This is a genomic window from Agrobacterium sp. D14 (genome assembly GCF_001526505.1).
GTDB lineage: Bacteria > Pseudomonadota > Alphaproteobacteria > Rhizobiales > Rhizobiaceae > Agrobacterium > Agrobacterium leguminum.
Window position 1 is genome coordinate 195,894 of record NZ_ASXX01000007.1, and the last position, 25,413, is coordinate 221,306.

The following is a 25,413-nucleotide window of genomic DNA, read 5'->3' on the forward strand; positions in this document are numbered from 1 at the left end:
ACACGGCATAGTCTTCCCATACGCAAGCTCAAACAAGCGGCGTGGCTTTGACCAACAGCCTCGGATTTTCCGAAAACCGCACCGTCGTTTTCGGTCCGACGCTCTGAAGCAAGAAGGTGAGCGATGGGCATTCTCCAGAAATTCTCTCTCGAAAACCGCACGGCCATCATCACCGGCAGCGGCCGCGGCCTCGGTTTTGAAATTGCCAGCGCCTTTGCCGAAGCGGGCGCGCATGTGTGGCTGACCGGCCGCAATGCCGAAACGCTGGAACAGGCGGTCGACACGTTGCGCAAGGCTGGCGGAAAAGCCGATTACGCCGCCTTCGATATTGCCGATACGGCAGCCGGCAGCGCCCTTGTTCGCCGTATCATGGACGAGTTCGGCCACCTCGATATCCTCGTCAACAATGTCGGCGCGCGCGACCGCCGCCCGCTTGCCGAATTCAGTGACGAGGACGTGCTGGAATTGATCCGCACCGATCTCACCTCCTCCGTCTCGCTGTCGCGGGATGCAGCGCAGGCCATGAACGCCAATGGTTACGGCCGCATCATCACCATCACCTCCATTCTCGGCCATATCGTCCGGCCGGGGGATGCCATCTATCCCGTCGCCAAACAGGGGCTGACCGGGCTGATGCGGGCGATTGCCGTGGAATATGGCGACGCGGCATCACCAGCAACGCCATCGCACCCGGCATGTTCGCCACCGAAACCAATGCCGCCCTTGCCGAAAATCCTGAGATGGTGGCCTTCGCCAAGCTGCGCGTGCCGTTGGAGCGCTGGGGCCGGCCGGATGAGATTGCCGGTGCGGCGCTGTTTCTGGCCAGCGATGCGGCCTCCTTCGTCAACGGCCATGTGCTGACGGTGGATGGCGGCATGTCGGTGCGGCTGTGAGAGGCCCGTTGCGAAAAGGCGCTCGATAGGCATGGCCGCACGGCAACGCATCATCCCCGTCAGGCGCGAATATAACCGCTGGGTCGCCAACCAGACGCTGGAAGATTATGCGCTGCGCTTCACCGCCAAAAGCGCCCGGCAATTTTCCTCCAACCGCATTTCCCACACCGCCATCGGCGCGATTTCCTTTCTGGCGCTGGAAGCCATCGGCGGGGCCATCACGCTCTCCTACGGCACCACCAACGCCTTTTACGCCATCCTCGTCGCCGCCATCGCCATGCTGGCCGTCGGCCTGCCGATCAGCCGTTATGCTATCCGCCACGGTGTCGATATCGATCTTCTGACGCGCGGCGCGAGCTTCGGTTATATCGGCTCCACCATCACCTCGCTGATCTATGCCGCCTTCACCTTCATGCTCTTCGCCATCGAGGCGTCGATCATGTCCGGCGCGCTGGAACTGGCGCTCGGCATTCCGCTGTGGATCGGCTACATCATCTCGGCCGTCATGGTCATTCCGCTCGTCACCCACGGCGTGCGCCTCATCAGCCGTTTCCAGATCATCACCCAGCCCTTCTGGATCATCCTCAACGTCCTGCCTTTCGTGTTCATCGCTTTGTTGGACTGGGAAAAATACGATCTCTGGCGCGCCTTTGCCGGCATTCATCACGCCTCCGGCCCGCCGGGAACGGTCGCGGATTTCAACCTCGTGGAATTCGGCGCGGCCTCCGCCGTCATTCTGGCGCTGATGTCGCAGATCGGCGAACAGGTGGACTTCCTGCGCTTCCTGCCGGCCGAAGGGCAAAGCCGCCTGCGCCATCGCATTGCGGTGTTCCTGGCGGGCTCGGGCTGGGTCGTCGTCGGCGTGCCGAAGCTGCTGGCCGGCTCCTTCCTCGTGGTACTTACCTTCAGCTCCGGCGTTTCGGTGGACCGCGCCGCCGATCCGGCGCAGATGTATCTCACAGCCTTCGGTTACATGATCCCCAACGAAACCGCCGCCATGCTGCTGATGGTCGCCTTCGTGGTTGTCTCGCAGCTGAAGATCAACGTCATGAACGCCTATGCGGGTTCGCTCGCATGGTCGAACTTCTTCTCGCGCCTCACCCACAGCCACCCCGGCCGCGTCGTCTGGCTGGTCTTCAACGTGGCGATCGCGCTGCTTCTGATGGAGCTCGGCATCTACCGGCTGCTGGAAGAAACACTCGGCATCTTCTCCATCATCGCCATGGCGTGGCTCTGCACCATTTCCGCCGATCTCTTCATCAACAAGCCGCTCGGCCTTGCCCCGCCCGGCATCGAATTCAAGCGCGCCCATCTTTACGATATCAACCCCGTGGGCGTCGGCTCCATGGCGCTTTCGGCCACCATTGCGCTGATGGCGCATTTCGGCGCCTTTGGCCCGCTCGCCGCATCGCTCGCGCCCTATCTGACGCTGATCGTCGCTTTCATCGCCTCGCCGCTGATTGCATGGGGCACGAAGGGCAGATTCTACCTCGCCCGCAAGCCACGCCAGAAGTGGCGTGAGGAAAGCAGCATCACCTGCTCCATCTGCGAACACCCCTTCGAGCCGGAAGACATGGCCTGGTGTCCCGCCTATGCCGCGCCGATCTGTTCGCTCTGCTGCTCGCTGGACAGCCGCTGCCACGACATGTGCAAGCCGAAGGCCAAGCTGAACTATCAGGTCGCCACCGTCGCGAAATCCTTCCTGCCGGATCAGCTGGTGGCCAAACTCGCCACCCGGCTCGGACGTTACGGCATGGCGGCGGCGATTGCCGTCACCGCCATCGGCGGCATTCTCGCGATGATCGCCCATCAGGTCGGCACCGCCTCGCCAGAAACGGCCGATGTGGTGAACCGCACCATCCTCATCGTGTTTTTCGTCTTCGCCGTCATTGCCGGCATCGTCTGCTGGTTCCTCGTGCTCGCCCATGACAGCCGGGTGGTGGCGGAAGAGGAATCCTCGCGCCAGAACACATTGCTGCTGAAGGAAATCGCCGCCCACAAAAAGACTGATGCCGCCCTTCAGGACGCCAAGGAAACGGCCGAGGCCGCCAACCGCGCCAAGAGCCGGTATGTGGTGGGCCTCAGCCATGAATTGCGCACGCCGCTCAATGCTGTTCTGGGGTATGCCCAGATCCTCGAACGCGACGACACCATTCCCCCGCCCCGGCAATCGGCGATCAAGGTCATCCGCCGCTCGGCCGATCACCTGTCCGGCCTGATCGACGGGCTTCTCGATATTTCCAAGATCGAGGCCGGCCGCCTGCAGGTCTATTCCAACGAGATCAATATTCAGGATTTCCTCGACCAGATCGTCGACATGTTCCGCCCGCAGGCGCAGGCCAAGGGGCTGGAGTTCCGCCATGACCGCTCCCGCGCTTTGCCGCAATATGTCCGCACCGATGAAAAGCGGCTGCGCCAGATCCTCGTCAACCTCATCTCCAACGCCATCAAGTTCACCGATGAGGGCGCCGTCACCTTCGATGTCGGCTATCGCAGCCAGGTGGCGAGTTTCACCGTCTCCGATACCGGCCGCGGCATTGCCGAAAAAGACCTCGCCCGCATCTACGAGCCCTTCCAGCGCGGCGAGGCAGACAGCGTGCGCCCCATGCCGGGCCTCGGCCTTGGCCTCACCATCACAAGGCTCCTCACCAACACGCTCGGCGGCGAAATTTCCGTTTCCAGTGCAAAGGATGAAGGCTCCACTTTCCGCGTGCGCCTCATGCTCTCTGCCGTGCACCGGCCAAGCACGGCGCCGGCGGCGGAAAAGACCATTCGCTCCTATTCCGGCCCGCGCCGCACCATCGTCGTGGTCGATGACAATGAGGATCATCGCGAACTGATGCGGCAGGTGCTCTCGCCGCTGGATTTCGTAGTGCTGACGGCGCAGAGCGGGCCGGAATGCCTGACGCTCATCGAAGGCGTGAAGCCCGACCTTTTCCTCATCGATATTTCGATGCCCGGCATGACCGGCTGGCAGCTTGTGACGAAACTGCGTGAAGCCGGCCAGACCGCCCCGCTCATCATGCTCTCGGCCAATATCGGTGACGGAACCGTGGCGGGTGCTGGAGAAGACAACCACAATGACGCCATCGCCAAGCCTGTCGATATCCGCCAGCTTTGCGACAGGCTTGCCGTGCATCTCGGCCTGAAATGGATTTACGAGGCGGATATGCCGCCCCCGCCATCGCCCGTAGCGCAGATCGTCCATCCCGGCGCAATTCACATTCAGGATTTGCAGCGGCTCGGCGAAATAGGCTACATACGCGGCATCGAGGCGAAACTCGCCGATCTTGCCCGCAACACGGAAAACCTGCCCTTCACGCAGGAGCTCGGCACCTATGTGCAGGCCTTCGATCTGGCTGGTTACGCGCATTTTCTCAAACGATTTGCGGATAGTGACACGGGAGACGGCAAGGCATGAGCGGTCAGGCGGCGGCAGCCCCGAGAGACATCGTATTGCTGGTGGATGACAGCCCGGAGGCACTGGGGTTCCTCACCGATGCGCTGGAACAGTCCGGCTTTTCCGCCCTCATCGCCACCTCCGGCCAGGCCGCGCTCAACATTGCCGAACGCATCACGCCCGACATCATCCTGCTCGACGCCGTCATGCCGGCCATGGACGGTTTCGAGACCTGCCGCCGCCTGAAGGCCAATGCGGCGGTGGCGCAGGTGCCCGTCATCTTCATGACCGGGCTCACGGAAACAGAACATGTGGTGCGGGCGCTCGAATCCGGCGGCGTCGATTATCTGACCAAGCCGATCAATATAGACGAGCTGCGCGCCCGCATCCGCGTCCATCTCTCCAATGCCCGCTCGGCACAGAGCGCCCGCGTCGCGCTCGACGCCGCCGGCCGCCACCTGCTCGCCGTGCGCGCCAATGGTGCCATCCACTGGTCGACGCCGCAGGCGACGCGGCTCGTCAACGCCGCCACCGGCCGCGACGACGGCATGGAAATCGTCACCAGCAATATCGGCCGCTGGCTCGCAGAACGGGCGGCGGCGGAAACCGGCCGCGACGTGCCGCTGACGATCACCGAGGCCGGGCGGCCTGCCCTGCAGCTGTCCTTCCTTGGCGCCATGGGGCCGGATGAATTCCTCTTCCGCCTCACCGCCGCCAATGAGAAATCCGGCGACCACCTGCTGCGCGAACATTTTTCCCTCACCGCCCGGGAATCGGAAGTGCTGCTGTGGATCGCGAAGGGCAAATCCAACCGCGATATTGGCGATATCCTCGGCCTTTCCGCGAGAACCGTGAACAAGCATCTGGAGCAGATCTATGTGAAGCTCGGGGTGGAAAACCGGGCATCGGCGGCCGTGAAGGCGGCGCATATTCTGCATCAGGGGTGACGACAGCCATTATTATGGTAGGTTGTCCGACATATTCCGCTTGAGTTCACGACGTCCGCTTATTGGGCGAGCGTCCGCCGCTTGTTTCTTCTCCCCGCCGGGGAGAAGTCCGCGGCAGCGGAATGAGGGGGCTAGCCCTCCGAAATCCGGCAACGTTGCCCCCTCATCCGACCCTTCGGGCCACCTTCTCCCCCTCGGGAGAAGAAACAGGCGGCAACGCCGCAACCCATTCCCACATACATGCCTCGCATCCCCCAACAAGGAGGACGTTCCCATGGACCGTTTCACCATCCTTTCCGGCTGCTCCGGCGGCGGAAAATCCACGCTTCTCGCCGAGCTTGCCCGACGCGGTTTCGCCACCGTGGAAGAACCCGGCCGCCGCATCGTCATCGAAGAAACCCGCAATGGCGGCACGGCCCTGCCGTGGATCGACATCGAAGCCTTTGCCCGCCGCGCCATCGCCATGGCGCTCGAAGATCGGCAAAAAGCCCCACCGGAAGGCCCGGTCTTCTTCGATCGCGGTCTGATCGACGCCGCCTCAGCGCTTCGCCATATAAATGGCGATGCTTTCATCGAGACGCTGCGGGTTGCGCACCGCTATAATCGTCTGGTCTTCCTCACCCCGCCATGGCCGGAAATCTACAGGGGCGACAGCGAGCGCAAGCACGGCTTCGATGCGGCGGTCGAGGAATATGAGCGTTTGCTCCGCGACTATGACGAACTTGGCTACGATATTTCCGTGCTTCCGAAATCCGGCATAGGGGAACGTGCGGACTTTATTCTGACCCGGATCGACTGAACCGCTCTGGCAAGAGAACGGGCGTCAGCGGTTTTCGAGTAATTGCGAGACGGTGACAAACTCAAACCCGCGTTGACGCAGACCGTCGATGATCAAGGGCAAAGCCTGCCGGGATATCTCGCGGCTTCGATACATGACATGCATGATGATGATGGAGCCGTTTCCGGTCCGCTCGATGACGTGTCTGGCGAAGGCGGCAGCATCCTCGGCGACATCGGGAAAGGATTCCGGCTCGACATCCCACATGATGGTTTTCCGGTCATGCCGGGAAAGATACCAGGGCAAGGTCAGCAGCTTCTTGCCATAGGGCGGGCGGAACATGATCTCGCCTTCATAACCCGCAGCCCGAATGGCCGCATCGGTGCGCTCGATCTCGTCCCCGATCCGCGCCAGCCCCATCAGCATCATGTTGGAATGCGTGTAACTATGGTTGCCGATCTGATGCCCGTCGCTGACGATCATGCGCGCCTGCGGCAGATTCTCTTCGGTCTCCTTACCGGTCAAAAAGAAAGTCGCTTTTACCCCGCGCTCCCTCAGGATCGCCAGGACATCAGGCGTGAAACGCACCGACGGCCCGTCGTCGAAAGTCAGCGCCACCATCGGCCTCGCTGTTTCAACCCTTGCGATGATGCCGCCGAATAATTGCGTCGTCCGGGATTTGCTGAAGAAATGCAGGCCGACAAGCGCCGTCGCCAGCACGGCGAGAACAAGGAAGAGCGACACGGCTCGTTTTGTCGTCATTGCCATCCCTCATTGCAGTTCCCGAGAGGATTAGTTTCCTGCCTTGTTGTCCCTAGTGTGGCCGAGACCGCAAACAAAAAGCCCGGCATCGCTGCCGGGCTTCGATAGGGTGTCGCAGAAGGGCTTAGCTGCCCTGCTGGATGTAGGTGAACTTGCCGTCCGGACCCTTCTTCCATTCGTACATGACGTAGCCGGGAAGCTTCGGGTCACCCTTCTCGTCGAAGGAAATCTCGCCGAGCGCGGTCGGGAAGGTGCCGGACTTCAGGGCCTCGGCAACCTTTTCCGGCTCCACGGAACCGGCGGCCTTCGCCGCACCGGCAATCGCCTGCATCGCGGCATAGGAGTAGAGCGTGTAGGCTTCCGGGTTGAAGCCGGCGGCCTTGAACTTCTCTACCAGTTCCTTGTTTTCCGGGCGCAGCGTCGGATCGGGGCCGAAGGTGTTGAGCGTGCCTTCGACGGCGTCGCCGGCGATGGAAGCAAGTTCGTTCGAGACGATACCGTCGCCCGAAACGAGCTTGGCCTTCAGGCCCTGGTCAGCCGCCTGACGGATGATGAGGCCGGCTTCGGTGTGCAGGCCGCCCCAGTAGATGATGGAAACGCCGGCTTCCTTCATCTTGGAGATCAGCGCGGAGAAGTCCTTGTCGCCGACGTTGACGCCTTCATACATGACTTCCGTCACGCCAGCGGCATTGGCAGCCTTCTTGGTTTCATCGGCAAGGCCCTGACCGTAAGGCGTCTTGTCGTGAATGATGGCGACCTTGGCGTCCTTGAAATGATCGGCCAGGTACTTGCCGGCAATGCCGCCCTGCTGGTCGTCACGGCCGCAGGTACGGAACGTGTTCCACAGGCCGCGCTCGGTAAAGACCGGGTTGGTTGCGGCGGGTGTGATTTCGAGAATGCCGTTTTCGGCATAAACTTCAGAAGCCGGAATGGAAACGCCGGAGTTGAAGTGACCGACAACGAATTTCACGCCGTCAGCGACGAATTTGTTGGCAACCGAAATACCCTGCTTGGGGTCGGATACGTCGTCGCCCAGCACGATCTTGATCTGCTCGCCATTGATACCGCCGGCGGCATTGATGTCTTTCGCGGCCTGTTCGGCACCCTTCTGGATCTGAGCGCCGAAAGCAGCGTTCGGGCCGGTCAGCGGTGCGCCGACAGCGATCACGACATCGGCCCAGGCCGAACCGCCAAACGCGACCATGGCGGTCAGCGCGACAGCGGAAAGAAGAGACTTCTTCATTACTTTACTCCCAGTTCCTTTGGATGGGTTGATTGCAAGGACCTGTTCAGTACCCACCTTAACCGAACAGGAAACGTTCCACTCTGCCGAGTATTAGTGACCCCGGAAAAGACCGGCTGTCAATTTTTCTTTTTATAGGAGAATGCCGACGTGCGGTCGTAGAGCCAATAGTAATTATTGACCATCTGGCTCGTCCTGCGCATGCGGAAACCGACGCTGGAAAAGACCAGAAGAAGAACGACGTCAAACACGTAGTAGAAGCCGTTGATGAACGGCCCGTTGAAGAGCGCGTGATGCAGAAACCGCATCACCAGCCCGAGTGCGAGCGTGTAGATCACCACCCGCGTATAACCGCCCCAGCCATCGGCCACGGATCTGCCCGTGCGCCATGCCGTCCAGAAGCCCAGGAGAACAACCAGTGCGCGCAGAACATAACGCACGCCGTTATCGGTTTCGAAAAAAAGGCCCTGCATCTCTTTCCCCATCAGTGCCGGGCGCAAACGCCCAGGCCCTGCCTTGTCTGTCGTCCCGCCGTTTTCCCGCCGGGCATTTTATTGTTCGCGTCCCGCCGCTTGGCGCCAAGGCGGCGGCGGGTCGCCGTTTGCAATCTTGCGCCGCAAGACGTCCGGCGCAAGTAAAATCTTTCAGTGCCGTCCGCCTTCCAGATAGGCGGCGCGCACCTGCGGATCGGCAAGCAGTTCCCTGCCCGAACCGCTCATCGTCACCTTGCCGTTGACCATCACATAGGCGCGGTCGGAAAGCTTCAGCGCGGCAAAGGCGTTCTGCTCCACGAGGAAGACGGTCAGCCCCTCTTCCTGGTTGAGTTTCTTGATCGCCTCGAAAATGCCCTTGACGATCAAGGGTGCGAGACCGAGCGACGGCTCGTCCAGCAGCAGGAGCTTCGGCCGTGCCATCAGCGCACGGCCGATGGAAAGCATCTGCTGCTCGCCGCCGGAAAGCGTGCCGCCGCGCTGGCTCTGGCGCTCCTTCAGGCGCGGGAACATCACGAAGATTTTCTCGACGTCTTCCTTGAAATATTTCAGGTTGTCGAGATTGGCGCCCATCTGCAGGTTTTCCAGCACCGTCATGCGCGGGAAAATCCGTCGGCCTTCGGGCGACTGGGCAATGCGCTTGCGGGCGATGAGATGGGTCGGCAGATGGGTAATATCCTCGCCGTCGAAGATCACCTGGCCGGCGCGCGCCTGCGGGCTGCCGCAGATGGTCATCATCAACGTCGACTTGCCGGCGCCGTTCGCGCCGATCAGACTGACGATCTCACCCTTTTTGACCTCGACATCGACACCGGCCAGAGCACGGATATTGCCATAATAGGTTTCGACACCCTGGACTTTCAGAAGCGGTTCACCGGACATCAGGCCGCTCCTCCGTCGAGTTCTTCCGCAATCACGTCTTCCACTTCATCATCCTCGACACCCAGATAGGCGGCGATGACCTTCGGGTCGTTCTTCACATGGTCCGGCGTGCCGTCGGAAATCTTCTGGCCATATTCCAGAACCACCACATGGTCGGAAATCTGCATCACCACGGACATGTCGTGCTCGATGAGGAGCAGCGACGTGCCCTCGCCGCGGATGCCGCGCAAGAGCGCGTTGAGCGCCAGCGATTCCTTCGGGTTGAGGCCGGCGGCCGGCTCGTCGAGGCACAAAAGCTCCGGCCCCGTGCACATGGCGCGGGCGATTTCCAGACGGCGCTGCGCACCATAGGGAAGGTCGCCGGCCGGGTCGTCGGCGCGGTCGATCAGATCGGCCTTTTCCAGCCAGTATTTAGCCTTTTCGATAGAGGCATCCACCGCCCGCCGGTAAGCGGGCAGGCCGAGAAGACCGAGGATCGTGTAACCCGAGGCCTTCATCAGCGCATTGTGCTGCGCCACCAGCAGGTTTTCCAGAACGGTGAGGCCCGAAAACAGGCGGATGTTCTGGAAGGTGCGCGCCACCTTTGCCTTCTTGGTGATTTCGAAATCCGGCAGGCGCTCGAGAAGATGCGCCTCGCCGCTTTGCTGGCGCATGGTGATCATGCCCATGGTCGGCTTGTAGAAGCCGGTGATGCAGTTGAAAACCGTGGTCTTTCCAGCACCGTTGGGGCCGATCAACGCCGTGATCTCGCCGCGCTTCGCCTCGAAGGAGAAGTCGTTGATGGCCATCAGGCCGCCGAAGCGCATCGAGAGATGTTCGACCTTAAGGATCGTATCGCCAGTCGTATTGGGTGTCATTGTTGCCGTTCCGGAAGCCATCAACCGTGACCTTCCTTGGTAAAGCTGCCGGAGACGGCCTTGCGTTCCTTGAGGAAGGCCGTGGGTTCACGCGAGCCGACGAAGCCGCGCGGCTTGAACAGCATGACGATGACCATGGCAAGGCCGAAGAGCAGCATACGGTAAAGTTCAGGCGTGAAGTCGGGCCCGAAGACATGCTTCAGGAACTCCATTTCGCGCAGAAGCTCGGTGCCGCCGACCATGACCAGCGCCGCAATGGCGATACCCGTCAGCGAGCCCATGCCGCCAAGAACGACGATGGCGAGGATGACGGCGGATTCGAGGAAGACGAAGCTTTCCGGCGACACGAAACCCTGACGCGCGGCGAAGAAGGAGCCGGCAAAACCGCCGAACATCGCGCCCGTCGCAAAGGCGGTGAGCTTGGTGATGACGGTATCGATGCCGAGCGAACGGCAGGCGATCTCGTCCTCGCGCAGCGCTTCCCAGGCACGGCCGATCGGCATGCGGCGCAGGCGGATGGTCACATAGGCCGTCAGCATGCAAAGCAGCAGGATCACATAGAACAGAAAGATCTTGTAATAGGCCGACGACATCGACAGGCCGAAGGCCTTGGCGAAATTGTTCGACGCGCCGACATCGAAGGACCAGATGCCGAAAACGGACGCCTTGGCGATGCCGGAAATGCCGAAGGTGCCCTTGGTCACATCCGTCCAGTTCAAAAGCACGAGGCGGATGATTTCACCGAAGGCGAGCGTCACGATTGCCAGATAGTCGCCGCGAAGACGAAGCACCGGAAAACCGAGGATGATGCCCCAGAAGCCCGCGAGAATGCCGGCGACCGGCAGGAGCACCCAGAAGGACAGGCCGAAATGGCTGGAGAGCAGCGCATAGGAATAGGCGCCGACCGCATAAAAGGCCACGTAACCGAGATCGAGCAGGCCGGCGAGGCCGACGACGATGTTGAGGCCCCAGGCCAGCATCACATAGATCAGGATCTGGATGCCGAAATTGTCGACGAATTTCAGCGAACCCTGAAAGCCGAACAATTGCACGGCGATAACGGGATAAAGCAGCAGCAGGACCAGCGCCAGCTTCAGGAAGTGCTTGTGGAAAAAGCCCTTCTCTTCGGAAATCTCCAGCACGCCGCTCTTGGCCTTGGCCAGCTTGCGACGATCCAGCGACGGCTTGATGAAGCCGACGACGAGGAAACGGCCGACAGCGGCAATGCCAACGAAGACCGCCAGAAGCCCCCAGCGGGTGCCCCAGATCAGCTGGTTATTGATATCCTGATAGGTGACGATGCCGACATAAAGAATGAACATGCCGAACGAGATGAGGCCCGCAATCAGGCCCTCCTTCACAGCCGCCGCCATCAGGCTCGGGCTGGAAGCAGCGTTGTCGGAAGCGATATTGGTCATGGGATCACACCTTCTCGACTTCCGGACGACCGAGAATACCGGTCGGCTTGAAGATCAGCACGAAAGCCAGGATGCCGAATGCCGCGACATCCTTGTAGGCGATGGAAAAATAGGCCGACCACAGCGATTCGATGAGGCCGATCAGCAGACCGCCGAGAACAGCGCCCGGAAGCGAGCCGATGCCGCCGAGAACGGCTGCGGTAAACGCCTTGACGCCGGGGACGAAACCATCGCTGAACGAGGCCACGCCATAATACATCAGATACATCGTACCGGCGACGGCGGCCAGCGCCGCACCCATGATGAAGGTGATGGAGATCGTCTTGTCGACATCGACGCCCAGCAGCGCCGCCATCTTGCGGTCCTGTTCGGTGGCGCGCTGCGCCCGGCCGAGCGGGGTCTTGTTGACGATATACCAGAAAGCGAAGAGCAGCACCGAGGTGACGACCATGATGATGAGCTGCTTCAGCGACACGGTGACGGCGCCGAAATGATAGCTTTCCGTCACCATCGACGGGATCGGCTTGTTACGCGGACCCTGCGTCACCTGAATGAAGTTGGACAGCGCGATCGACATGCCGATGGCCGTGATCAGCGGTGCAAGACGGAAGGAGCCTCTGAGCGGGCGATAGGCGACGCGTTCGATCACCCAGTTCCACAGGCCGGTCATCAGCATGGCGACGACCATCATCAGAAGCAGAAGAAGCGCCACCGGAATGCCGGCGACAAAAGATGTCACGATCAGGAAAACGATCAGCGCGGCGAAGCCGCCGAGCATGAAAATATCGCCGTGGGCGAAGTTGATCATGCCGATGATGCCGTAAACCATCGTATAGCCGATAGCGATGAGGCCGTAGATCGATCCAAGAGTCAGCCCGTTGATGAGCTGCTGGATAAAATACTCCATGTCTTTCCCCCGGGCACGACCTCGAATGGGCCACGCCTCGTTATGTTAATTATAGGAGCGCCCTTTAAAGGCAGGCCCCCACCCCCAAAATGCATATCGTGTTCGTTAAAAATGTGAAGTCAAAAACGGGCGATCCTGCACAAAATTTGGAATTTCCACATGGACTGCCGCTTTCCCGGTCAAAAGAGCCATGATTTTGGCAGGAAGTGCTGAAAAAATGACGGCCGGATGCTTATTTCAGCATTGTCCGACGCCATTATTTGACGGGCAGCGGGCAAAGGAGTAGCGAAGATCGGAACGGCGATATCCCGCAGACGGGATCAATTGGCAAAGAGATGATCGACATATTGACGAAAGCGGCGCTGGACGCCGGGCAGGCCATCATGGCGGTCCACCGTGCCGGCCCGCATGTGTCGTATAAGGACGACTGCTCGCCGGTGACCGAGGCCGATCAGCGCGCCGAGGCGATCATTCTTGCGGCGCTCGCCGCCCATTTTCCCGATATCCCCGTGGTTGCCGAAGAGGCGGTATCGAGCGGCATCCTGCCGGAAACCGGTGCGGAATTCTTCCTCGTCGACCCGCTGGATGGCACCAAGGAATTCATTTCCGGCAAGGACGATTTCACCGTCAACATCGCGCTCATCCGCAACGGCGTTCCGGTGGCCGGCGTGGTTTACGCCCCCTGCCGCGGACAGGCTTGGACGGGCGAGGACAATGCCGCCGAAAAGCTCGCCATTTCCGGCGAAGGCGTCATCCTGTCGCGCCACCCCATCCGGGCGCGCCAGCGCGGCGCTTCCCCCGTGGCGTTGATCAGCCGCTCGCATTGCACGGCGAAAACGGAAGCCTTCGTGGCCGAACACGGGCTGAAGGACTGCATCTCCGTCGGCTCCTCGCTGAAATTCTGCATGCTGGCCGAGGGCGCCGCCGATATTTACCCCCGCTTTAGCCGCACCATGATGTGGGACACGGCCGCCGGCGACGCCGTGCTGCGCGCTGCGGGCGGCAGGACGCTCGATTGCGAGGGCAGGCCGCTTGCATATGCGGTAAGGGGTGACGGCGAGGATGCGCTGGCCAATCCGGATTTCATTGCCGAAGGGGCGATGGCAGTGGAGCACGCGGGGTAACGGGCGCTCGGCGTTTGCTGCGGCCATTGGTGAGCTTCGGCGTATGCCGCTTCACCCCCCTCTGCCCTGCCGGGCATCTCCCCCTCAAGGGGGGGGGGGAGATCGGCAGGAGGCGCTACCACCGCTTCATTCGCAAACGTGGTGATAGGCGAGACCTATCCACGAGTCGATCTCCCCCCTTGAGGGGGAGATGCCCGGCAGGGCAGAGGGGGGTGAAGCGGCATACGCCGAAGCCCCCCAAAAAATAATCCCATCCCCTCTCATCCCCACCCCACGCTACCGCCCCACAATGCCCCGCAACGAAACACCGCAGCGCGGAAGGCACATCATGACGGAACAGACGGCGAGACTTCGGCTTCCCTATATCCTCCCCTCGCAGGCACAGAAACACGTCACCCACAACGAAGCCCTGCAAAGGCTGGATGCGATCGTGCAACTGGTCATCAAGGCCATCGTCACCGCGCCACCCGATAATGCAGCGGAAGGGGATTGTTTCCTCCTCTCCGCCGATGCCACGGGCGACTGGGCCGGCAAGGGCGGCAGGCTCGCCTTCCGGCAGGATGGTGCCTGGCTCTCGATCACGCCGCAGCCCGGCTGGACGGCATGGTTTGCGGCCGAGAGCAGATATCGCATCCTGCGCGACAGCAACTGGCGCGACATGCCGCTGCCGGCCGCCGGCCGGCTGGAAAGGCTGGGCATCGGCACGGAGGCCGACGCCACCAACCGGCTGGCGCTCACCTCCCCCGCCAGCCTCTTCACCCACGCCGAAGAAGGTGGCAGCCACCGCATGACGATCAACAAGGCGGGCAAGGGCGATACCGCCTCGCTGCTGTTCCAGTCCGGCTGGAGCGGCCGGGCGGAAATGGGCCTTGCCGGCACTGACGGGTTTTCGATCAAGACCAGCAAGGATGGCGCCTCATGGCACACCGCACTTCTCTGCAGCGGCGACGGCCGGGTCTCGATGCCGAACCGCCCGCTCGCCGTCGCCGGCCTGACGGCGGGCACGACGAAACCCGCCAATGGCGCGGCGACGGGTTTTTCCGTGCTCTCCATCGCCGAGGGCGGCTTTGCGCTCGGCGATGCGGTGAGCGGCGGTGGGCGTGAACTCGTGGTTCCGGTAAAGGGCCCTTATCTGGCGGCCCTGACGCTCGCCGTGGCCTCCTCTTCCGGCCACCGGGTGACGCTTTTCATCAATGGCGCGGCGGCCAGTTTCGGCATCGCCGGCGATGCATCGACGTCAGGCACATCGCAGTCGGCAACCTCCATCCTTTCCCTCGACGCCGGCGACCGCCTGCGGCTGCAGCATGAGGGAACGGCGGAATTTACCCAGGGCAGCGGGAAAACGTGCCTTTCGCTTGCGGCACTCTGACGGAAACAACCGATGAGAGAGAAAAATTGCGATTTTTGGAAAAATTTTTTCCCGGCAAAATAAGGCGACTCGAACAAATCAGGCGAAACCGTTCAAATTCTTAATAAATTGTCACGAGCTGCTTAGGCAATTTTTAAAGGTACCGGGATAGAGTTCCCGTCATATGGTCTTGAGTTTGTATAGAGTGTCCAATGACCGAAATGATACGCCCACGAGTTAAATATGTCATCGGCCCCGATGGCAGCCCTCTGACGATCGCGGATCTTCCGCCTGCCAATACCCGTCGCTGGGTCATTCGCAGAAAGGCGGAGGTGGTTGCCGCGGTACGCGGTGGACTGTTGAGCCTCGAGGAAGCCTGCGAGCGTTATACGCTCACCGTCGAAGAATTCCTGTCTTGGCAGTCCTCGATTGCCGATCATGGCCTTGCCGGCCTGCGCACCACGCGCATTCAGCAATATCGCCACTAAAACAGTGCGCCGGCGCGAAAACGCGCCCAGACCGAATGTCCAGAACGCCCCGCCGGATCCTCGACGGGGTTTTCGGTTTGATTTCGGATTTCCCCCTGAGAACTGCCCCACAAAGCCGGCGATTGTCGCCGGTTTGTGTCCGCTGCGTTCGCTATCCCGCTGTTTCAATTCAGGCTGAAGCCGTTACAGTGGCGACAACGAACAGCAATGCGGAAGGCGCTCATCATGGACATCAAGACAACCGAAACCGGATCGCACGGCGAATATTCCGCGACCATCGACGGCCATAAGGCGGAGATGACCTATTCGCGCACCTCCCCTTCCCTCATCATCATCGACCATACCGGCGTGCCCGATGCGCTACGCGGCAAAGGCGTCGGCCAGGCGCTTGCCGCCCATGCAATCGATGAAGCCCGCAAGGGCGGCTGGAAAATCATTCCGCTCTGCCCGTTCTTCAAGGCCCAGACGTTGCGCCATGCCGAATGGGCGGATGTTATTCAGGGGTAAGGACGCTTTATCTTCTGTCTGAGGGCAGAATAATCGCAAGCGTCGCGGCATATTTCTTCTCCCCGCCGGGAAGAAGGTGGCCCGAAGGGTCGGATGAGGGGGCGACATTGGCGATAAATCGAGAACTTGCCCCCTCATCCCGCTGCCGCGACCTTCTCCCCGGCGGGGAGAAGAAACAAGCGGCTTACGCTCAATCCCTCACAACCGTTCCAAATATCGCGGTATTCATACAAAAGGGCGTCGATCCGCCGCGTCACGCCACCTTCAACGGCGGCGTCCCGGCATGCATGCTCCGGCGGACTTCTTCACGGAATTCAAGCGTATCCTTTGCGCCATGCACGGCCACGGCGTGTTGCACGGCCGCTTCCATAAGTTCCTCCGGAGAATCGGCGGAGATGGCGACGGTGCATCTGCTGTCACTGGGGAATTCGCGGCAATCGATATATTGGCGGGCCATTTTTTCCTCCCTGCAAGTGCCGCCCGCACCCGCACGGGGCGCGTGCGCGTAAAAGCCTCCGGCTCACGGTCGGAACCCCCGTAAAATACGCCTTTCCCCACCTCCGGACAATCGAAATCAGGCCTGACCGTCCCGGCGGGAAACACCGGCGACGCGGCAAAACAAAAGGCCGCCCTGAAGGAGCGGCCTTTCGAAAAAAGCATGGCGTCCCGTCATTGAAAGCCGCCTCCTGATCCACCGGCAGCCGTCAATGAGGACGATCTTCGTAAATTCCTGCGCCTATAGGTCAGGCGCGGGCGCGGATGGCTCCGTCGCGGTTTTCCAGTGCGGCGGCCTTTTCATATTCGGCCTGCACTTCTTCCAGCGAAGCTTCGGCCGCTTCCTGCTGGGCCTTCAGCTCACGGATCGAGACCTGAAGATTATCCGCCCGCTGGCGCGCGGCCTTGGCGAAGGTCGGATAGGCGAAATGCGTCGGATCGGTAATGCCCGACTTGCTCTCTTCCAGAGATATCTGATGCACCAGTTCCTTTGCCATCCGCTCGAACTCGGACATCATCTGCTGCAGCTGGTTAAGCTGCCGGCGTTTTTCATTGACCTGAAATTCCTTCAGGCGAACCAGGCTGTCACGCGACTTCATACGCAATACTCCATGGATAGCGAGACCCGGATCAAAAAGGCACTATGCCACCCTGATCGGCCCGTTTAACCCGCCCGTTTTTCCGTAAGGGTTGACCCCTGTCCCGGAATGATTCCCAAAAGTTACCCGACGTTAATAAAAAACCGCCGTCGTTAACCTTTCGTTTACGGGCATCGTTAATGATAACGACGATCATTTAAGGGTCGGTAAATGCCAGGTCCAAAAAAATGGACCCGACGATGTAAGAGTCGATTGAATCACTTAACGGGATTTCCTCACGTTAAGCTTCAATTTTGGCGATGGTGGATTCACGTGCAAAAACAGCGAAATGCCTACTTTGCTTAATAAATTCGATACACCTTGCCAAAGGCAATTAGAATTTGTTAACCATTTGGTGGCAGCCTGCAAATCAGGCAACGTCTGGATCCGCATCGCGCGAGGCAATGATTTACCGGTTCGCGGGCGGCAAAGGGGATAATTATGCGGGTTCTACTTATTGAAGACGACAGCGCGACAGCGCAGAGCATTGAACTGATGCTCAAGTCGGAGAGCTTTAACGTCTACACGACCGACCTCGGTGAGGAAGGCGTGGACCTCGGCAAGCTCTATGATTACGACATTATTCTTCTCGACCTCAACCTGCCCGACATGTCGGGTTACGAGGTTCTGAGAACGCTTCGCCTCTCCAAGGTCAAGACGCCGATCCTCATCCTGTCCGGCATGGCCGGCATCGAGGACAAGGTTCGCGGCCTCGGCTTCGGCGCAGACGATTACATGACGAAGCCGTTCCACAAGGACGAGCTTGTTGCCCGCATTCACGCCATCGTCCGCCGTTCCAAGGGCCATGCACAGTCGGTCATCGCCACTGGCGAGCTGATCGTCAATCTCGATGCCAAGACGGTTGAAGTGGGCGGCCAGCGCGTTCACCTGACCGGCAAGGAATATCAGATGCTCGAGCTGCTTTCGCTGCGCAAGGGCACGACGCTGACCAAGGAAATGTTCCTGAACCACCTCTATGGCGGCATGGACGAACCGGAACTGAAGATCATCGACGTCTTCATCTGCAAGCTGCGCAAGAAGCTCGCAAACGCCGCTGGCGGCGCAAACTACATCGAAACCGTCTGGGGCCGCGGCTATGTTCTGCGCGAGCCGGATGGCGCGACGGAATTCCTCGAAACCGCCTGATCCATTCCGGAACAGGACAGTTTTTAAAAGACCCGCTGGAAACGGCGGGTTTTTTGTTGCGATTTTCTCTCCCTCATTCCTGTGCTTGTCACAGGAATCCAGCCAGCCCAAGTCCTTGGGCTGAAAGGACTCTCCCGCCGCGCAGACGCGCGTCGACTGGATTCCTGTGACAAGCACAGGAATGAGGGGGAGAAAAACCTAGCCACACATCGCCAAAGGACGACGGCAGATGAATCACACCATCCCCACCATCAGGACCGAACGCCTGACGCTGCGCCCGCTGATGATCACAGACTTTCCCGCCTATCGGGACTTCATGGCGTCGCCACGCTCCCGTCGGTGTCGGCGGACCGTACGATCTCTGGAAAACATGGGGCGTGTTCTGCCACGATCAGGCCAACTGGTACTTTTTCGGCCATGGCGCGCTGATGATCGAGCTTGGCGAAACGGGACAATGTGTCGGCCAGGTCGGCATCAATCACGGCCCGCTGTTTCCGGAAAAGGAACTGGGCTGGCTGCTTTACGACGGCCATGAAGGGCGCGGCTATGCGGCGGAAGCCGCCTCGGCGCTGCGCGACTGGGCCTTCAAGACCCTGAACCTGCCCACGCTTGTCAGCTACGTCTCGCCGCAGAACCGCAAATCCGCGGCCGTCGCCGAACGAATCGGCGGCAGGCTCGACCCGGCAGCGCCCCGTTCCGATCCCGAAGATCTCGTTTATCGGCACCATCCGGTAAGTGCCGTTTGAAAAAAGGGAAGCCTCAGGACCATCCGGCCACGAGGCGTCCGGAAAACCCGACTTAGCGCATTTCCGCTTTCAGAAAGCCGAGGATCGCCTCCGCGATCTGCGCATGGATGGCCGCGCGGTCCCTGCCGCCGCCATCCCGGCAGACGAAACCTTCGCCCGGTGAAAGCTCCTCCACGATCTTTTCGCCGTTCGGCCTGCAAATCTGCATGAAGCTGAAATGGCTGGCATCCGGTATTTCCCGATAAACGGTCGTCGCCTTTGGCAGATGCCGGGCAATATAGTCGGAATCGGCCTTGATGGCGGCGATCTCTGGTGTTTCCACACCCGCGGCCAGAACCAGAACCGGCACGCCGACGGCTTGCAGCGTCTCCGGCAGGAAACCGGCGGCCGGCCCGAGATCCAGCGCGATGGCGGCGCGGATGCGGGTATCCTTCAAATCCATCGAAAGACGCGGATCGGCTCTGCCGTCACCGACAACCCCGACTTTGGCGAGCAGCCGCGGAGCCTTGCATTGCGGCGGGCGCGTCTCCCCGCGACAATCCTTCAGGGCAAGATCGGCGCTGTATCGCGCGCCAACCAGCTCCATTGCGGTCCAGCCGCCGAGGGAATGGCCGATTACGGCGATGCGCGTCGCGTCGATCCTGCCGGCGAATCGGTCATCGCCGAGCAATGCGGTCAGCGTTCTGCTGATGTCGCGCGGCCGTTCCCACAATGGAACGATCTCGGTCGCATTTTCTTCGGTGAACGATTCGCCGCCGTGATCCGGGGCGGCCACGACATAACCTTCCCGCACAAGCTCACCGGCAATCCAGTTCAGATTGCGCCAGCTTCCGCCGAAACCGTGCGACAGCAATATGAGAGGACGTGAACCGTCAAGAAGGGAAGCACCCGGTTGAACCTCAAGGCCGTAAAAGGCGGCATTTTCGCCGACGATCTCGCTTTTGCCCGACGGCGCGGCCGGGTACCACAATGAAACGGCTAGCGTTCTCGAACCGGCCTCATCCGGCAATTCGACCTGTTTAAAACCGATGCCGCTTTCCGCCATTGCGGACTGGACAGTGGAAAAAATGACGATGGCCGCCAGAAGAAGATAGCGCATGGGATGCTCCGGAGTTGATATGACCAACTCCTGGTTCAATCCGCCGCCCGCCGAGACCTCAAACAGGTTTCAGGTCGTCCTGAAACGCGATTCGAGACAGCAACACCGGGCGCTTGAGAAAGCCGCGTCGCACTCTTACTCAGAAATGCTCTAGATATCCGCGATCCGCTCGAAAAGCCGAACGGGGCTGTCGCGGAACGCCGTATCGCGAAATGGCCGGAAGCCGAATCGGGCGGCTATGGCCAGCGACGGGCTGTTGAGCGGATTGATCATGCAGACGGTCCGCTGCGAAATCCCACGATCATCGAACCATCGCAGCGCCGCCTCCACCGCCTCGGTCGCGACACCCTTGCCCACCAGCGCCCCGTCGATTTTCCACATCGCCTCGGGCACGCCATCGAAATCCTCACCGTTGCCACGGCGCATATGGGCAAAACCCACCTCGCCCACGATGCGCCCCGTGGCCAGCTCTTCCACCACAAAGGGGCCGAAGCCGAAAGCGGACCAATGGCCCAGAAAACGCAAAAGCCGGGCGAAGGCGAGTTCCGGGTCCAGCGGCGCAATCGATACGACCCCTTCGATCTGCGGAACATCCGCGCCCCAGAAGGCGCGATAAAGCGCTTCATCCGCGATTGCATGCGGCCGCAGGACAAGGCGAGCGGTTGTCAGACGTGTCATGAACATGCTCCCCAAACGAAAAAGGCCGGCGCGTCGGTAGACGCGGGCCCGGCCCTTCACAAATTCAGATCGGCGATTGAACGGTCACTCGGCAACCGTCTTGGCGGTAAACACGATGCGGTCGTCATGCACCTTGTATTCCACCGCCATATTGGCCTCCTCGGCCAGAAGCAGCGTGTAATAGGGCTGAACGGAATGGGCGTCGACCGCCTCTTCCAGCCTGCCCTCGTAAATTTCCACGAACTTGGCCGGCACGCGCATCATCCGACCCTTGACGGTGATTTCGAACCTGGCGTCGCCGTCGGGGCTTTCCAGCAGCACATCCACATTACCGCCGCGCGGAATGGCGCCATAAGCCACGAGGAAGAGGTTGAGCAGAAGTTTGACACGATTCTTCGCAACGATGGCGCGCGGGCCGTTCCAGCTCACCTCCGCCTTCTTTTCGGCGGCGGCGAAATCCTGGGCGGCTTTTTCGGCCTCGCCGGTGTCGATGGACGCGCCGGCGGAGCCGGAAGCACCGAAAGCAAGGCGGGCGAACTTCAGCCGCACGGATGCGTTAAGGGCTGACGTGCGGATGAGATCGAGCGCATCGTCATCCGTGCCGCCCTCGTCCAGGAGTTCGAGGCCGTTATTGATGGCGCCGACAGGAGAAATAACGTCATGGCACACACGGCTGCACAGAAGAGCCGCCAGATCGGGACCGGACAGCGTGATATTGAGTTTGCTGGTCATAAAATTCTCTCCTGCGCAAGGGAGGCGCGGACGGTGTGGAAATTGTTAAGCCATAATGACACCATATTTGGTAAACCGATTGTTAATAGGATGGTTTCAAAATGCCAAATGCCTTAACAGGCCACACTGGAGCCCCGTGTATCCGCAAGGATGCGCGAAACATGCTGTAGAACTTTGACTCTGCGCATCGGCCCTTTCGAAAACCGATTCGGATTTTCGAACCGATGCGCTAACGAAACAGACGGACGGACATGACGATGCGCCTTACGAAAACCCGCACCATTGCACGCCTCGGACTGGGAAAGATTGTCGCGCTCCTTGCGAGCCTACTGATATGGGTCGCACCGGCCGCGGCCCAGAACAGCGATCAATATTCTTTCCAGGAAGTCGTGGATGCAGGCCACGGATTCTTCGGTGAAACCACCGGCGGCCTTGCCAAGGTGGTGGAGCGCGCCTTCCAGCAATACGGTCTTCCAAACGGTTACATTCTAGGCCAGGAAGGCTCCGGCGCCTTCGTCGCGGGCCTCACCTATGGCGAAGGCACGCTTTACACCAAGAATGCCGGCCAGCACCCGGTCTTCTGGCAGGGCCCGTCGCTCGGCCTCGATTACGGCGGCCAGGGCACCCGCGCCATGATGCTGGTCTACAACCTGCCCTCCGTCGATGCGCTTTACCGCCGTTACGGCGGTGTGAGCGGCTCCGCCTTCATCGTCGCCGGCGTCGGCATGACCTATCTGAAGAGCAGCGACGTGACCCTTGCCCCCATCCGCACCGGCATCGGCGCGCGCCTTGGCATCAATGTCGGTTACCTGAAGCTCACCCAGCAGCCGACCTGGAACCCCTTCTGATTATGCGAGGGTGCCGCGTCTTTCTTCTCCCCGGCGGGGAGAAGGTGGCCCGAAGGGCCGGATGAGGGGGCAACGTTGCTGTATCTCACCACCCTTGCCCCCTCATCCCGCTGCCGCGGACTTCTCCCCCGCGGGGAGAAGAAACAAGTGGCGCCGGCACCGCCTGTGCAATTGCCGGGAGCCCCCTCCCCACGGTTGCAATAATAGCGTAACGTGCTTTCGCGCCCCTCTTTCCGAATGCGCGCGTATCTGAGTTTCGGAGACTGTCCCGCGTGATCGAATATGCCATTCTCTTCGGATTGGGTTTTCTCACCGCAACCCTGCTGGCCCTGTTGATCGCACCCGCGATCCACCGCCGCATCGTCGCCTATACGGAAAACCGCATACGCGCGACGATGCCCATCAGCCCGCAGGAAGTGCGCGCCCAGAAGGACATGGCGCGTGCGCTCTACGCCGCCGAAAACGCCAAGGTCCGCCAGGAACTGGATACGGAACGGGAAAAGAACACCTCGCTGCGTCTCGCCAACGAGGCCGCCTCCAGCGATGCCTATCGGCTGGGCGAGCAGAACCGCAGCTTCTCCCTGAAAATCGAGGAGCTGACGCTGGAAATCGGCGAATTGCGCGCGGCCCTCGATGCCGCCGAAGAACACGCCGGCGCCGTACAGGCGAACCTTACACAACAGGAGCAGGCCGCCAACGAGCGCGCCGGCCAGATGTCCGATCTCACCGCCCGCCTCACCAATCTGACGCGCGAGCTGGATGATTCGAAAATCCTCGCCGCCACCCGCGATCTGGAAGCCGAGCAGGCCAAGCAGAGCGCCACGCGTTTCCGCAAGGAAGGCGAGACTGCGACCCGCGAATTGCAGGATGTGGCAGCCCGCAACAAGGAGGCGATGACGGCGGTTGCGCGCGAAAGCCGCAAGGTCACACGGCTTGAGGAACAGGTCGCCACCGTCATGGCGAAAAATGCCGATCTCGACACGATGCTGACGCTGCGCAACCAGGAAGTCGCCCGCCTCAAGGAACAGCTTGCCGCAACCGGCGGCCGCGCCAACGACATGATCATCCGCCTGCCGAACCCGGCCGTGCCGGTCGAGAAAACGGTTAGCCCATCGCAACCGGCGGCCCCTGCCCCAGCCGCCGCGCCTGAAACCGCACCCACCGCCGAAGAAGAGGCGGCACCGGCGATGGCCGCAGAGGAGCCAGCCCCCCCGGTCGTGACGGAGCCAGCGGCGTCGGAAGGTCTGGAGCAGGAAATCGAGGATATCCGCAATCAGGGCACCGCGCTCACCGAACGCCTGCTGAACGTGCGCGGCACCGGCAATGACGAACCCATCCGCCGCGAAATCGCAAGGATCGCCGCCGAGATGATCGCGCTCACCGCCGCGCAGGAGGGCGAGAAATCGCCCATTCCGGCGCTGCTCGCCAAGGCCTCCGGCTCATCGGGGCGGGAGAGCCTTGCGAAGCGGGCGAAGGTGGTGATGGAGAAGCGGGAACATTAGGTCCTCGGTGGGTGTGGTTGTACCCCGCGTTGAGTGTGCGGCTTACCCCCCTCTGCCCTGCCGGGCATCTCCCCCTCAAGGGGGGAGATCGATATGCGGCACTCTTCAGCCCAACTCTAACGTTACGAATGAGCGAGCGTTAGCTCCCAGCTGATCTCCCCCCTTGAGGGGGAGATGTCCGGCAGGACAGAGGGGGGTGAAGCCGCATACGCTTCGGCATCACACCCGCCCCATAACCCCCGCCATCTGATAAAGCGCCAGCCCCGAAGCCGTCCCCGCATTCAAGCTATCCAGCTGCGGCGACTGCGCAATCCGCGCCGTATGAAACCGCGAGAGCACCGATTGCGGCAGCCCCTCGCCTTCTGTGCCGATCACCAGCGCCATGCGCTCGGATAGGGGAATATCGCGGATCTCGGTCTCGCCACCCGGCGAAAGGCTCCAGATCGCAAAACCGGCCTCGGAGAGCCGCTCCAGCATCTCCACCGCCCCGCCGCCGCGATGCCAGGGAACCGAAAGCACCGAGCCGACGGAAACGCGCAGCGCCTTGCGATAAAGCGGATCGCAGCACGTCTCGTCCAGCAACACCGCATCGGCATAAAACGCCGCCGCATTGCGGAACATCGCACCCAGATTGTCGTGATTGGAAATGCCGCAGCCGACAAGCACCAGCGACGAGGCGGGAAGTGCCGCCGTCATCTCTTCCAGTCCGCGATCCTGAACCCGCCGCCCGAGCGCCAGAATGCCGCGATGCAGGTGAAAACCGACAATGCCATCCAGCACCGGCGCTTCAGCCACATAAACCGGCACATCCGGCGGGAAATCGGCAAGGATATCCGCGACGCCGGAAAGCCGGTTTCTGAGGATGAGGATACTCTCGGCCGCAAAGGCGCCGCCCGCTTTATGGGCGGCGGCCAGCATGCGCAGCACCACCGTTCCTTCGGCAATGAAACGGCCCTGACGCCCGGTCAGGTCGCGCTCGCGAATATCGCGAAAGGCGGCGATGCGCGGATCGGCCGGGTCCTCGACCGGTATCAGCGCCCGCCCGTCCAGCAGCTTATTGGCCTCACTGGCCATCGACCGTCACATCGGCAAGGAACCGGCCGGCCGCGACGTTGAAGACCAGCGCCTTGCGGGTGCCATTGGCGAGCCGCCCGTAAAATAGCATGTCGCCGCCGGAATAGCTGACATTATCGATGACGAAGCCCTGCGGCAGGCTGGCGGTGACGGCAAGCGGTCCGTTACCGGTGGGAACGGCGAGGTTCGGCGCTTCGCTCTGCGTCTGAACCGCCTTCGACGGCCCCATCGCCTTGTAGACAACCGCACCGAAGACGGCCATAAGGCTGATAAACATCACGGAGCCCGACACGATCTGCAAACGGATCATCTTGCGGCGAACTTTTTCCATGGCCGGATCAAGCGGCTTGTCTTCCTGTTCGTCTTGCTCGATCTGCGTCATCGGGTTCCCTGAAATGCTGATGGATCGG

General features: G+C 61.1%; 24 protein-coding genes and 2 pseudogenes. 12 read left to right on the forward strand and 14 right to left on the reverse strand.

All coding sequences use genetic code 11. From position 1 onward, the window contains the following. Positions 1–123 precede the first annotated feature (123 nt). The 4 genes and pseudogenes from L901_RS06215 (at position 124) to L901_RS06230 (ending at position 6,039) form a co-directional block, all read left to right on the forward strand. Positions 124–893, forward strand: a pseudogene (locus L901_RS06215) (SDR family oxidoreductase). Between the two features lie 31 nt (positions 894–924). Then, the gene (locus L901_RS06220) at positions 925–4,314 is read left to right on the forward strand and encodes an ATP-binding protein (RefSeq protein ID WP_059754512.1); all 3,390 of its coding nucleotides are present in this window, start codon (positions 925–927) and stop codon (positions 4,312–4,314) included. Next, complete coding sequence (locus L901_RS06225) at positions 4,311–5,240, forward strand: response regulator (protein ID WP_059754515.1); 930 nt, start codon at positions 4,311–4,313, stop codon at positions 5,238–5,240. The genes L901_RS06220 and L901_RS06225 overlap by 4 nt, the downstream gene beginning before the upstream one ends. A 274-nt stretch (positions 5,241–5,514) precedes the next feature. Next, positions 5,515–6,039 (forward strand): AAA family ATPase, encoded by a 525-nt coding sequence (locus L901_RS06230; protein ID WP_059754518.1) that lies wholly within the window; start codon positions 5,515–5,517, stop codon positions 6,037–6,039. 24 nt (positions 6,040–6,063) lie between these two features. Here the strand turns inward: L901_RS06230 and L901_RS06235 are convergent, their stop codons facing one another. From L901_RS06235 to L901_RS06265, 7 genes are all read right to left on the reverse strand, one after another. Then, positions 6,064–6,780 carry a polysaccharide deacetylase family protein gene (locus L901_RS06235; protein ID WP_059754624.1) on the reverse strand — a complete coding sequence of 239 codons (717 nt, stop codon included), beginning with the start codon at positions 6,778–6,780 and terminating at the stop codon, positions 6,064–6,066. A 124-nt stretch (positions 6,781–6,904) separates the two neighbouring features. Continuing rightward, positions 6,905–8,023 carry a branched-chain amino acid ABC transporter substrate-binding protein gene (locus L901_RS06240; RefSeq protein ID WP_003522916.1) on the reverse strand — a complete coding sequence of 373 codons (1,119 nt, stop codon included), beginning with the start codon at positions 8,021–8,023 and terminating at the stop codon, positions 6,905–6,907. A gap of 119 nt (positions 8,024–8,142) precedes the next feature. After that, complete coding sequence (locus L901_RS06245) at positions 8,143–8,496, reverse strand: DUF6867 family protein (protein ID WP_059754520.1); 354 nt, start codon at positions 8,494–8,496, stop codon at positions 8,143–8,145. A 171-nt stretch (positions 8,497–8,667) separates the two neighbouring features. Further along, positions 8,668–9,396: an ABC transporter ATP-binding protein gene (locus tag L901_RS06250; RefSeq protein ID WP_003522918.1), complete on the reverse strand. Its 729-nt coding sequence runs from the start codon at positions 9,394–9,396 to the stop codon at positions 8,668–8,670. Beyond that, entirely contained in the window at positions 9,396–10,274 is an 879-nt protein-coding gene (locus L901_RS06255; protein ID WP_059754523.1) for an ABC transporter ATP-binding protein, read from the reverse strand. Before L901_RS06255 ends, L901_RS06250 begins: the two co-directional genes overlap by 1 nt. Next, positions 10,274–11,626: a high-affinity branched-chain amino acid ABC transporter permease LivM gene (gene livM, locus L901_RS06260; protein ID WP_371259707.1), complete on the reverse strand. Its 1,353-nt coding sequence runs from the start codon at positions 11,624–11,626 to the stop codon at positions 10,274–10,276. The genes L901_RS06255 and livM overlap by 1 nt, the downstream gene beginning before the upstream one ends. 49 nt (positions 11,627–11,675) lie before the next feature. Continuing rightward, a complete protein-coding gene (locus L901_RS06265; protein WP_059754529.1) occupies positions 11,676–12,578 on the reverse strand; it encodes a branched-chain amino acid ABC transporter permease in 903 nt (300 codons plus the stop codon). Between the two features lie 335 nt (positions 12,579–12,913). Here L901_RS06265 and cysQ point away from each other — a divergent pair, with 335 nt between their 5' ends. The 4 genes from cysQ to L901_RS06285 all read left to right on the forward strand — a co-directional run bounded on the left by cysQ (position 12,914) and on the right by L901_RS06285 (position 16,045). After that, positions 12,914–13,702: a 3'(2'),5'-bisphosphate nucleotidase CysQ gene (gene cysQ / locus L901_RS06270; protein WP_059754532.1), complete on the forward strand. Its 789-nt coding sequence runs from the start codon at positions 12,914–12,916 to the stop codon at positions 13,700–13,702. A 328-nt stretch (positions 13,703–14,030) separates the two neighbouring features. Next, positions 14,031–15,071, forward strand: coding sequence for a DUF2793 domain-containing protein (locus tag L901_RS06275; RefSeq protein ID WP_059754535.1), 1,041 nt, complete (start codon positions 14,031–14,033; stop codon positions 15,069–15,071). A 191-nt stretch (positions 15,072–15,262) separates the two neighbouring features. Then, on the forward strand, positions 15,263–15,538 hold the full coding sequence (locus tag L901_RS06280; RefSeq protein WP_003491799.1) for a DUF1153 domain-containing protein: 276 nt from the start codon (positions 15,263–15,265) through the stop codon (positions 15,536–15,538). Positions 15,539–15,763: 225 nt separating this feature from the next. Further along, positions 15,764–16,045 (forward strand): GNAT family N-acetyltransferase, encoded by a 282-nt coding sequence (locus L901_RS06285; RefSeq protein WP_003522924.1) that lies wholly within the window; start codon positions 15,764–15,766, stop codon positions 16,043–16,045. A gap of 253 nt (positions 16,046–16,298) precedes the next feature. On the opposite strand, the gene L901_RS06290 is transcribed toward L901_RS06285, so the two are convergent. Together L901_RS06290 and L901_RS06295 are read right to left on the reverse strand one after the other, a co-directional pair. Continuing rightward, positions 16,299–16,502: a DUF1059 domain-containing protein gene (locus L901_RS06290; protein WP_003522925.1), complete on the reverse strand. Its 204-nt coding sequence runs from the start codon at positions 16,500–16,502 to the stop codon at positions 16,299–16,301. Between the two features lie 286 nt (positions 16,503–16,788). Next, positions 16,789–17,139, reverse strand: a complete 351-nt coding sequence (locus L901_RS06295; RefSeq protein ID WP_003491821.1) for a flagellar export protein FliJ — start codon at positions 17,137–17,139, stop codon at positions 16,789–16,791. Positions 17,140–17,619: 480 nt separating this feature from the next. Between L901_RS06295 and ctrA the strand changes: the two genes are divergently transcribed. Next, a complete protein-coding gene (gene ctrA, locus L901_RS06300) occupies positions 17,620–18,324 on the forward strand; it encodes a response regulator transcription factor CtrA (protein WP_003522926.1) in 705 nt (234 codons plus the stop codon). 229 nt (positions 18,325–18,553) lie between these two features. Then, positions 18,554–19,070: pseudogene (locus tag L901_RS06305) on the forward strand (GNAT family N-acetyltransferase). Between the two features lie 52 nt (positions 19,071–19,122). Here the strand turns inward: L901_RS06305 and L901_RS06310 are convergent. The 3 genes from L901_RS06310 to chpT form a co-directional block, all read right to left on the reverse strand. Continuing rightward, positions 19,123–20,169, reverse strand: coding sequence for an alpha/beta fold hydrolase (locus tag L901_RS06310; RefSeq protein WP_059754538.1), 1,047 nt, complete (start codon positions 20,167–20,169; stop codon positions 19,123–19,125). Between the two features lie 150 nt (positions 20,170–20,319). Then, positions 20,320–20,847 carry a GNAT family N-acetyltransferase gene (locus L901_RS06315; protein WP_059754541.1) on the reverse strand — a complete coding sequence of 176 codons (528 nt, stop codon included), beginning with the start codon at positions 20,845–20,847 and terminating at the stop codon, positions 20,320–20,322. Between the two features lie 84 nt (positions 20,848–20,931). Then, complete coding sequence (gene chpT / locus L901_RS06320; protein WP_003522930.1) at positions 20,932–21,579, reverse strand: histidine phosphotransferase ChpT; 648 nt, start codon at positions 21,577–21,579, stop codon at positions 20,932–20,934. A 251-nt stretch (positions 21,580–21,830) separates the two neighbouring features. On the opposite strand from chpT, the gene L901_RS06325 reads away from it, so the two are divergent. Together L901_RS06325 and L901_RS06330 are read left to right on the forward strand one after the other, a co-directional pair. Continuing rightward, positions 21,831–22,427, forward strand: coding sequence for a DUF1134 domain-containing protein (locus L901_RS06325; protein WP_003522931.1), 597 nt, complete (start codon positions 21,831–21,833; stop codon positions 22,425–22,427). Between the two features lie 272 nt (positions 22,428–22,699). Continuing rightward, positions 22,700–23,929, forward strand: coding sequence for a hypothetical protein (locus tag L901_RS06330; protein ID WP_059754543.1), 1,230 nt, complete (start codon positions 22,700–22,702; stop codon positions 23,927–23,929). Positions 23,930–24,148: 219 nt separating this feature from the next. On the opposite strand, the gene L901_RS06335 is transcribed toward L901_RS06330, so the two are convergent. Together L901_RS06335 and L901_RS06340 are read right to left on the reverse strand one after the other, a co-directional pair. Continuing rightward, the gene (locus tag L901_RS06335) at positions 24,149–25,003 is read right to left on the reverse strand and encodes an RNA methyltransferase (protein ID WP_059754549.1); all 855 of its coding nucleotides are present in this window, start codon (positions 25,001–25,003) and stop codon (positions 24,149–24,151) included. Beyond that, positions 24,993–25,385, reverse strand: a complete 393-nt coding sequence (locus tag L901_RS06340) for a hypothetical protein (RefSeq protein WP_059754555.1) — start codon at positions 25,383–25,385, stop codon at positions 24,993–24,995. The genes L901_RS06335 and L901_RS06340 overlap by 11 nt, the downstream gene beginning before the upstream one ends. Between the last annotated feature and the right edge of the window lie 28 nt (positions 25,386–25,413).